Raw genomic sequence first — 9,212 nt, 5'->3', positions numbered from 1 at the left:
GCCGCCTCGCCGTCGCCGTGGCGGTCGGCATCAACGGGGATCCCGCTGCGAAGGCTCGCGCGCTGGCCGACGCGGGTGCCGATGTGCTCGTCGTCGACACCGCGCACGGGCACCAGGACGGGATGATCCGCGCGCTCGCCGCGGTTGCCGACCTGGATCTCGGCCTGCCGATCGTCGCGGGGAACGTCGTGACCGCCGACGGTGTGCGGGACCTCGTCGAAGCGGGGACGAGCATCGTGAAGGTCGGCGTCGGGCCTGGCGCGATGTGCACGACCCGCATGATGACGGCGGTGGGCCGCCCGCAGTTCTCAGCCGTGCTCGAGGCCGCGCAGGCCGCCCGTGAGCTCGGGGCGCACGTGTGGGCCGATGGCGGGGTGCGCTACCCCAGGGACGTCGCGCTCGCGCTCGCCGCCGGTGCGGAATCGGTCATGATCGGTTCGTGGTTCGCGGGGACGATCGAGGGGCCGGGCGGGCTGCGCGTGGACGCGGACGGTCGCCACTACAAGGAGTCGTGGGGCATGGCGTCGACGAAGGCCGTGACCGCCCGCTTCGGCGCGCTCGACGCCTACGAGCGCGCGCGGAAGGAACTCTTCGCCGAGGGCATCTCGAGCTCGAAGATCTACTTGGATCCCCAGCGCCCCGGCATAGAGGACCTGCTCGACATGATCACCTCGGGTGTGCGATCCTCGTTCACCTATGCGGGGGCGCGCAGTCTCGCAGAGTTCCACACCCGCGCGCACGTGGGCCTCCAGTCGGCGGCCGGCTACGAGGAGGGCAAAGCGCTGCCGGTCTCATGGTGACGGGGTGAGAACTAGACTGGACGGGTCTGCGACGAATTTGAGGAGCACCCGGTGAAGTACATCTCGACGCGCGGCGGCATGGATCCCGCACCGTACAGCGAGACCCTGCTCGAGGGACTCGCGCCCGACGGCGGACTGGCGGTGCCGGAACGCCTGCCGAGCGTCGATGCCGCGCAGCTCGAGGCGTGGCGCGGACTCGACTATCCGGCGCTCGCCACCGAGGTCCTCGGCCTCTTCGCGACCGACATCCCGCGCGACGAGCTCGCGCGCATGTGCCGTGCGGCGTACTCGCACGAGAACTTCGTCGCCGATGCCATCGTGCCGCTCACCGCGATCGACGGCGGTCTCACCCTGGTCGGCCTCTCCGAGGGCCCGACGCTCGCGTTCAAGGACATGGCGATGCAGTTCCTCGGGCAGGCGCTCGAGTACGCGCTCGCGCGGCGCGGCGACACCCTCAGCATCCTCGGCGCGACCTCGGGCGACACCGGCTCGGCCGCCGAGTACGCCCTGCGGGGGAAGGACGGCATCACCGTCTACATGCTCTCGCCGCAGGGCCGCATGAGCGCGTTCCAGCGGGCGCAGATGTACTCGCTGACCGACGAGAACATCCACAACATCGCGATCGCTGGGGTGTTCGACGACTGCCAGAACCTGGTGAAGGAGCTCTCGGGCGACCTCGGGTTCAAGCGCGCCCATCGCCTCGGCACGGTCAACTCGATCAACCTGGGCCGGATCACCGCCCAGGTCGTCTACTACTTCTGGGCCTGGCTGCGCGCGAGCGACGAGATCGCCGAGGTCGACCGCGGCCGCTTCCAGGTCTCGTTCGCGGTCCCGTCGGGGAACTTCGGCAACATCCTCTCCGGGCACTTCGCGCGCCGCATGGGCCTGCCGATCCGCCGCCTCGTGCTGGCCGCCAACGAGAACAACGTGCTCGACGACTTCTTCCGCACCGGGATCTATCGACCGCGCAGCGCGGCGGACACGCACGCGACGTCGAGCCCGTCGATGGACATCTCGAAGGCGTCGAACCTCGAGCGCTTCGTCTACGACCTCGTCGGCGGTGATCCCGAGCGACTCGCCGCTCTCTGGCGGGAGCTCGACACCCGCGATGAAGGCGCAGCCGGGTTCTTCGACCTGTCGGCCGAACTGCCCCGATTCGCCTCGGAGTTCGGCCTCGTCAGCGGTACGAGTACGCACACCGACCGGGTCGCGACGATCCGAGCCGTGCACGAGGCGACCGGCGTGACGATCGACCCGCACACCGCGGACGGCGTGAAGGTGGCGCGGGAGTGGGTCGAGCCCGGCGTGCCGATGCTCGTGCTCGAGACGGCGAAACCGGCGAAGTTCCCCGAGATCGTGCGCGAGGCGACGGGTGAGGAGCCGGCCATGCCCGCCCATCTCGCGGGGCTCCTCGAACTGCCGCAGCACGTCACCGAAATGGCGGACGACGCAGCCCGGCTGCGCGCGTACATCGAGCGGGTTTCGGGCTGAGACCGACTCGCGGAAGGCTGGAGGAGCGATATGTGGTTCGGCAGAAGCGCCCGCGATGAGATGACCGCGATCGCGCGGAACGAGGCCGAGCGCGTGAGGCGCGGACGATCCGCCGGCCGCCTCTGGAGCGACGGCTTCGGCGAGATCGCCACCCGTGCGCTGCAGATCATCGTCGTGGTGATCCTCGCCGCGGGCCTCGTCTGGGGCATGCGGGTGCTGAGCACGGTCGTCATCCCGATCCTGCTCGCACTCATCTTCGCCAGCACCTTCTGGCCCGTGACGAAGTGGTTGCGGGCACGCCGTGTGCCGGCGGCGCTCGCGGCGGCGCTCGAACTCATCGGCATCCTGCTGCTGCTCACCGGCGTCGGCTGGCTCGTGACCTGGGCGGTGCGCGACGAGTGGGACGAACTCTCGTCGAAGGCGCAGGAGGGCTTCGGGCAGCTCGTCGAGTGGACGCACACGCTGCCCTTCTCGCTCGATGCCGATCAGCTGACCGAGTGGCGCGACCAATTGATCGACTGGGTGACCTCGGCGAACGTCGGTGCGGGAGCGCTCGCGGGCGTCGGCGCTGTCGCGAGCTTCGTGACCGGGCTCGTGCTGATGATCGTCGTCCTGTTCTTCTTCCTGAAAGATGGGCCCGTGATCTGGCGCTTCGTGCTCCGCCCGTTCTCGGGCGAGGCGCTCGCGCGTGCCGAACGGGTCGGCGACAAGACGGTGAACACGCTCGGCTCCTACGTGCGCGGCACCGCGAGCGTCGCGCTCGTCGACGCTATCGGGATCGGGATCGGCCTCGTCATCCTGCAGGTGCCGCTCGCGCTGCCGCTGGCCGTGCTCGTGTTCCTGCTCTCGTTCATCCCACTCGTCGGCGCGACGGTCGCCGGCATCCTCGGTGCGCTCGTCGCCCTCGTCGCCAACGGACCGCTCAGCGCCGTGCTCGTGGTCGGTGTCGTCGTGCTCGTGAACCAGCTCGAGGGCAACTTCCTGCAGCCCGTGCTCATGGGCCGCGCGCTGAAGCTGCACGCACTCGTGATCCTGCTCGCATTGACCGTCGGCACCGTCCTCTCCGGCATCCTCGGCGCGGTGCTCGCCGTGCCGATCGCCGCGGTCGTCTGGGGCATCGTCAAAGTGTGGGACGGGCCGGATCGGCCGGCGCGGTGGGCGCGGCCCGGTCCCGGCGAGGAGGCTTGAACCGATGACCATCGACCTGCAGCCCGCGCTCGACCTGCGACCCGCGCTCGACGCGCCGGAATTGCTCGCGGAGCCCGTGAGGCGGGCGCTCTCGGCGTTCGATTCGGATGCCGCCGCGCGGATCCGCGTCGCTCCCATCGATCCGGGCCTTGCCGACACCGCCGAGTTCTGCGCCGCATACGGCGTCGCTCTCGAGGCCTCCGCGAACTGCATCGTCGTCGCGGGACGCCGCGGCGAGGCCGTGAGCTATGGGGCCTGCGTCGTCCTGGCGACCACGCGCGCCGACGTGAACGGGGTCGTGCGCAAGCTGCTCGATGCCCGCAAGGCGAGCTTCGCGCCGATGGACGAAGCGGTGGCGCTCACCGGCATGGAGTACGGCGGGATCACGCCGCTCGGCGTGCCGCGCGGTTGGCGCGTGCTCGTCGACGCGCGAGTGGCAGAGGTGCCCGAGGCGATCATCGGCGCGGGCATCCGCGCGGCGAAGATCAGCCTGCCGGGCGCGGTGCTGGCCGCATTGCCGGGCGTCGAGGTGATCGAGGGGCTCGCACGGGAACTGTGAGTCGGCACTCGCCGGGGCGCGGTGACAGGGGCGCTGAGTCGGGGGGGCACAGCGCCGGGGCACTGCGATACACGCGTGGTGATCCCGTTCGCACCTGAGGCGATCCAGTAGCCTGTGATCGAGCGGCCTCGCTCACCGTCGAAAGGAGTCGCCGTGATCCGCTTCCTGCTGAGCCTCGTCTCGCATCTCGTGATGTCGGCCCTCGCGCTGCTGATCGCCAACTGGATCCTCCCGCAGGTGACCCTCCACGTGGGCGGCTTCATCGTCGCGGTGCTCGTGTTCGCTCTGGCCCAGGCGATCCTCACGCCCTTCGTCGTCAACATCGCGCGCAAGTACGCCTCGGCGCTGCTCGGCGGCATCGGTCTCATCTCCACGCTGCTCGCGCTCTGGGTCGCCACCCTGTTCCCCGGCGGCATCGAGATCTCGGGCCTCGGATGGGTGCTCGCACCGCTCATCGTGTGGATCGTCACCGCGCTCGGCGGCTGGATCCTCATGGGGCTCGTGTTCAAGCGGTACCTGGAGGATCGCGGGCGCAAGCGGGCCGCGTGACGGTCGAGCCCACCGGTTCTGGCGAGCCCACAGGTTCGGGCGAGCAGCGAGATCCCTGGGACGCCCTGTCGCGCTGGGGCATGGCGTGGCGTTCCACGCTCGCGCTGTGGATCGTGGTGCTGGTGGCGACGTTGATGCTGGTGCTCCTGACGTTGCTCAACGGCAACCGCCCCGAGGCGACTCTGATGTTCGCGAGCAGTTACGTGGTCTGGCTGCCGGTCCTGGGTGCGATCCTCGCGGCCGTCGTCGGGCCCTGGCTGCGGCGCTTCCTCCCGTTCTCCCAGGCGCTTCTCTTCGGGGCGCTCGCCGCGGCGATCCCGGTGCTGCTGTTCGCCGTGCTGAGCCTCGCCGAACCGCTGCTGGACTCGTGCACACCGGGCGAGACCTGCGAGGGCGGGACGGGCCTCATCCTCTTCGGCCTCTGGGTGTTCGGCCTGCCGACCATGCTGCTCGCGACGACCGGCTACGCCCTGGCGATGGGTGCAACCCGCCGATTCTCGAGGTCGGCGCCTCGCTCCGCTACGCGCGCTGAACGCTGATCTTGCATCGGGCCTGGTCTCGCGCAGGCCTGGTCTCGTGCCGAGAATGCGAGAGGTGCGGGTGGGTCGCGGCCCGTGTCATCAGGGCCGTCGCCATCTGTGTGCGATCCGTGCATCAATTCAGTACGGCGGGGGGCCCGCCCTGGGCTCGGGCGGCGTCACCGGCTTGAACCGTACCCGGCTGCTCGGTGCCTCGGTGTAGCGCCTGCCGCTCGGGCTGCGCCACTCGTACACGCCACCCGGCCTCTGCGTCGCGTGCCAGCCGGAACCACCCGCGAACTCGAAGTGCTTGAGGGTGTGGTGCTTGCGGCAGAGGTGCCCGAGGTTCTTGTCCGCAGTGGGCCCGCCTCGGGCGGCCGGAATCGTGTGGTCGATGTCGCACTGGTCGAGACGTCTGGTGCAGCCGGGGAAGCGGCAGTGCTGGTCGCGCGCTCTGAGCAGGCGCCGCAGCTCTTCGCTCGGGCGGTAGCGATCGACGGCGAGCACTGCACCGCTGACCGGATGCGTGAGCACTCGTTCCCAGGCGGCGGACCCTCCTGCGAGGCGGCGCGCGGTCGCAGTGTCGATCGGTCCGTACCCGGCCAGTTCTGCCGAGCCGGAGTGGGATGCGGTCTCGGCGCTCTCGGGCAGGCCTGCCAGCCTCAGTACCGGGACGGTGACCTGTACGCGGCCGGTGATCGGTGCGACTGAGTCGCCGCCCGCCGGGCGATGGGGCGCGCGGGGGTCGACTGAGAGCAGGAGCTCCGTGAAGAGGTCGGCCTGAGCCTGTGCAGGGGTCCCGGTGCGTTCGCGGACTTCGGGTCTTCCGGACTCGCCGTTCTCTCGATCCTTCACCCCGTCGTCGCCATGGTCGTCGGTCGCTCTCGCCGCGTGCGCGATCCGTGCGAGGCGATCCTTGATCGCGTACGCCTCGACCGCCCCGATCGTCGCGATGAGCTTCGCCATCCCGTCGTCGAGATCGATCACGCGCACGCAGCGGCCCTCGTGCGCCTCGCGGTGGCGCTCGTCGATGTCGCGGTCCGCGTAGTGCTCGGCGAGGCGTCTCGCGTGAGCCCGGAGCTGGTGCGCGGTCATCGCGCGGGCGAGCGACAGCGCTTCGGCCTCGTAGGCGGCACGTGCGGCCGGGGCCGGAATGATACTACCGGCGTCGACGATGACGTGCGTGTGCCGCAACGACACCGTCCCCTCGCTCAGTGCTGCCGCGGTAGTCGGATAGCCGGACAGAAGCGCGTCGGCGTGCGCCATCGCGGAAGCGGTGGCCGTATGCCCGGAGCGGGTCGCCACGGCGACCTCGGCTTCGACCGCCCGGTGGACGAGTTCGCCGTGGTCGAGATGCCCTTCGTCGTGCGCGATACGCGTCGCGAGGTGCGAGAGCGAGGCGAGCGCGACCGCCTTCAGATGCTCGAGCTGATGCCCCAGCGCGTCCAGACTCTCAATCACGGCGATACCGGCGGCAAGCGCCTCGCGCTGCTGCTCGGTGACGTCGTGGGGGAGCGTTCTCATGGCACTATCTCAACAGCAGCCACCGACATTCCCGACCGGTTTCGGGGGACTCTCGATTCAAACTTTCGCCGACTTCTTTGGTCTGCACCCTACAAAGAGGAGGCGGTGAAGTTCGTGTAACGCGGTGACTGAGGACCACAGGCCGCAGCGCCCCGCTCGACTCCGATCTCAAAGGCTAATAGTATTAGCCTCATGAATCCCATCCGTTCCATCTGGCTGCTCGCCGCAGGGCTCATGATCGCCGCGATCGTCTGGGCCTGCATTGTGCTCGGCTGGCCCGCGACGATCGTGGCCGTCGTGTTCGCCTGCCTCCCCGATATCGCGCTCATCGGCGCCTTCGCCGAGCACGGCCGCCTCAAGCCGCGCCGGGTCGGCTTCTACAACCTGCTGCACGCGCCGATGCTCGGCGCGATGCTGGTCGCGGCCGGTCTTGCGATTCTCGCGCTGCCCCCGCACACGTGGATCGCGGCACTCGCCGGCCTGGCCTGGCTCGCCCACATCGCGGTCGACCGGGCCTGCGGCTTCGGGCTCCGGGCGGCCGACGGGAGCATCGTGCCGGTCGGTGTGCGCCGCGATGCCGGGAGCCGCGAGCGGAAGCCGCGCGTGAAGTGAGCGCGCGCCGGGAGAGCCTGCTCGATCTCGCCGAGCTGATCCTCGAGAGAGACGGACTCGAGGGATTCGGCGTGAACGCGCTCGCGCGTGCCGCGGGAGTCAAACCGCCGAGTCTCTACAAGCATTTCGCGGGCGCCGTCGAGATCGAGCACGCGCTGGTCGCGCGCTGGTTCAGGCGGCTTGCCGCGGAGCTCGCCGCGGTCGAGATCCAGACCAGTGCCACGGTCGAGATCCAAGCGGGTGCCGCGGCCGAAGCGCAGCCAGGTACGGAGGATCGCCTGACCGCCTTCGCGGGAGCCTATCGGGGCCTGGCGCTCCGCGCGCCCCAGCTCTACCGGCTCGCGAACGATCGCACGCTCGACCGGGAGCTGCTGGAGCGGTTGGATCACGGCTGCGAGGCGGCGGCGATGGGGGCGCTTCTGCGCTTCTTCGACGAGGATCTCACCCGCCACGACCGTGCGCGGCTGGCCTGGGCCGCCGCGCACGGTCTGGTCTCGCTGGAGATCGTCGGGCGCTTCCCAGAGGGCGCCGATCTCGCATCGGCGTGGGGATCGCTCGCACGCTTGCTCGCCGCCTGACACGCTTCGCGAGCGCGGCATTCGCAGGCCTTCCGGCCGAAGGGGGCGAAAACTGACGGCCTGGAGCCGAGCCATCGGGTAGCGTTTATCCAGTGCGCGCCTGAAACGGCGCGCAACGAGACGGATTCCGACCACCGGGCGACAGGAAGGAGGGAGCGTTGCACCTCAAGAGCCTCACGCTCAAGGGATTCAAATCCTTCGCGCAGCCGACCGCCTTCCAGTTCGAGCCGGGCGTCACCGCGATCGTCGGCCCCAACGGCTCGGGCAAGTCGAACGTGGTGGACGCGTTGGCCTGGGTGATGGGCGAACAGGGCGCCAAGACCCTGCGCGGCGGCAAGATGGAGGATGTCATCTTCGCCGGCACGAGCACGCGGGGCCCGCTCGGACGGGCCGAGGTCAAGCTCACCATCGACAACAGCGACGGCGCGCTGCCGATCGAGTACACCGAGGTGACGATCAGCCGCACGCTGTTCCGCAACGGTGCCAGCGAGTACGCGATCAACGGCGAGGGATGCCGCCTGCTCGACGTGCAGGAGCTGCTGAGCGATTCCGGCCTCGGCCGCGAGATGCACGTGATCGTCGGTCAGGGGCAGCTCGACGCGGTGCTGCGGGCGACACCCGAGGATCGGCGCGGCTTCATCGAGGAGGCCGCCGGCATCCTGAAGCATCGCCGGCGCAAGGAGCGCACGCTGCGCAAGCTCGAAGCGATGGAGACGAACCTCACCCGGCTGAACGATCTCGCCGGCGAAATCCGGCGCCAGCTCAAGCCGCTGGGGCGCCAGGCCGAGGTGGCGCGGCAGGCGCAGCACATCGCCGCCGAGGTGCGCGACGCGAAGGCCCGCCTGCTCGCGGATGATGTCGCCCGTCTGCGCGCCGAGCTCGACGAGCTCGCCAAGGACGAGGCCGAGCGCCACAGCGAGCGGATCGTGCTGCAGGAGCAGGTCGAGCAGAAGCAGCTCAGAATCGCGCGCCTCGAGCAGGATCAGCAGAGCGAGGAGCTCGATGCCGCCCGTCGGGTCACGATCGGCCTCGAATCCTCCCAGTCGCGGCTACGGGGGTTGCTCGCGCAGACCCAGCAGCGGCTCACCTTCCTCGCCACCCAGGCGGAAGCGCCGGATCAGCTCACTCGGCTCAGTCGCTCGAGCGTGGACGAGGCGGGCAGGGAAGCCGCTGCGCTCGCCGACCTGATCCCCGGTGCGGATCGAGCCTGGCAGGAGGCCGGCGACGCGACCCGTCGCGCGCAGCGTTCGCTCGACGCCATCGACGAGCACCTGGCTGCGCAGAGCGCCCTCGTCTCCAAGCACGATCTCGAGCTTTCGAAGCTGCGCGGCCAGGCCGAGGCCGCCGAGCAGAAGCGGGCCGCGGTGGCGCAGGAGGTGGCCAGGCGCGAGCA

Annotated in this window: 10 protein-coding genes; 9 read left to right on the top strand and 1 reads right to left on the bottom strand. The window is 70.0% G+C overall.

Going from position 1 to position 9,212, the window contains the following annotated elements; all coding sequences use genetic code 11:
• The 6 genes from ACFPZL_RS07355 to ACFPZL_RS07330 form a co-directional block, all read left to right on the top strand.
• The coding region (locus ACFPZL_RS07355; RefSeq protein WP_382334986.1) for an IMP dehydrogenase at positions 1-800 on the top strand (800 nt) is incomplete at its 5' end.
• 51 nt (positions 801-851) lie between these two features.
• Positions 852-2,291 carry a threonine synthase gene (gene thrC / locus ACFPZL_RS07350; RefSeq protein ID WP_218113867.1) on the top strand — a complete coding sequence of 480 codons (1,440 nt, stop codon included), beginning with the start codon at positions 852-854 and terminating at the stop codon, positions 2,289-2,291.
• Between the two features lie 60 nt (positions 2,292-2,351).
• Positions 2,352-3,479, top strand: a complete 1,128-nt coding sequence (locus ACFPZL_RS07345) for an AI-2E family transporter (protein WP_218113920.1) — start codon at positions 2,352-2,354, stop codon at positions 3,477-3,479.
• Positions 3,480-3,483: 4 nt separating this feature from the next.
• Positions 3,484-4,038 carry a YbaK/EbsC family protein gene (locus ACFPZL_RS07340; RefSeq protein WP_218113868.1) on the top strand — a complete coding sequence of 185 codons (555 nt, stop codon included), beginning with the start codon at positions 3,484-3,486 and terminating at the stop codon, positions 4,036-4,038.
• 153 nt (positions 4,039-4,191) lie between these two features.
• Positions 4,192-4,587 (top strand): phage holin family protein, encoded by a 396-nt coding sequence (locus ACFPZL_RS07335; protein ID WP_236021685.1) that lies wholly within the window; start codon positions 4,192-4,194, stop codon positions 4,585-4,587.
• A complete protein-coding gene (locus tag ACFPZL_RS07330) occupies positions 4,584-5,126 on the top strand; it encodes a hypothetical protein (protein ID WP_218113869.1) in 543 nt (180 codons plus the stop codon). Before ACFPZL_RS07335 ends, ACFPZL_RS07330 begins: the two co-directional genes overlap by 4 nt.
• 120 nt (positions 5,127-5,246) lie before the next feature.
• Here ACFPZL_RS07330 and ACFPZL_RS07325 read toward each other — a convergent pair whose 3' ends face one another.
• Positions 5,247-6,629, bottom strand: a complete 1,383-nt coding sequence (locus ACFPZL_RS07325; RefSeq protein WP_218113870.1) for an HNH endonuclease signature motif containing protein — start codon at positions 6,627-6,629, stop codon at positions 5,247-5,249.
• A 192-nt stretch (positions 6,630-6,821) separates the two neighbouring features.
• Here ACFPZL_RS07325 and ACFPZL_RS07320 point away from each other — a divergent pair, with 192 nt between their 5' ends.
• The 3 genes from ACFPZL_RS07320 to ACFPZL_RS07310 form a co-directional block, all read left to right on the top strand.
• A complete protein-coding gene (locus ACFPZL_RS07320; RefSeq protein WP_218113871.1) occupies positions 6,822-7,241 on the top strand; it encodes a DUF4260 family protein in 420 nt (139 codons plus the stop codon).
• Positions 7,238-7,819, top strand: a complete 582-nt coding sequence (locus ACFPZL_RS07315; protein WP_218113872.1) for a TetR/AcrR family transcriptional regulator — start codon at positions 7,238-7,240, stop codon at positions 7,817-7,819. The genes ACFPZL_RS07320 and ACFPZL_RS07315 overlap by 4 nt, the downstream gene beginning before the upstream one ends.
• Before the next feature lie 158 nt (positions 7,820-7,977).
• Positions 7,978-9,212, top strand: a 1,235-nt coding sequence (locus ACFPZL_RS07310) for a chromosome segregation SMC family protein (protein ID WP_382334983.1), incomplete at its 3' end; no start/stop codon positions are given.

Origin of the sequence: Leucobacter soli (assembly GCF_042659205.1) — a bacterium.
In the GTDB taxonomy this organism is placed as follows: domain Bacteria; phylum Actinomycetota; class Actinomycetes; order Actinomycetales; family Microbacteriaceae; genus Leucobacter; species Leucobacter soli.
Note: the sequence above shows the minus strand (reverse complement) of the source record. Positions and strands in the feature narration are given on the sequence as shown.

What these genes read in the sequence shown, in the direction of transcription:
- ACFPZL_RS07345 (WP_218113920.1), top strand. Translation starts at nt 2,352, where the DNA reads ATGACCGCGATCGCGCGGAACGAGGCCGAGCGCGTGAGGCGCGGACGA.
- ACFPZL_RS07340 (WP_218113868.1), top strand. Translation starts at nt 3,484, where the DNA reads ATGACCATCGACCTGCAGCCCGCGCTCGACCTGCGACCCGCGCTCGAC.
- ACFPZL_RS07325 (WP_218113870.1), bottom strand. Translation starts at nt 6,629, where the DNA reads ATGAGAACGCTCCCCCACGACGTCACCGAGCAGCAGCGCGAGGCGCTT.
- ACFPZL_RS07320 (WP_218113871.1), top strand. Translation starts at nt 6,822, where the DNA reads ATGAATCCCATCCGTTCCATCTGGCTGCTCGCCGCAGGGCTCATGATC.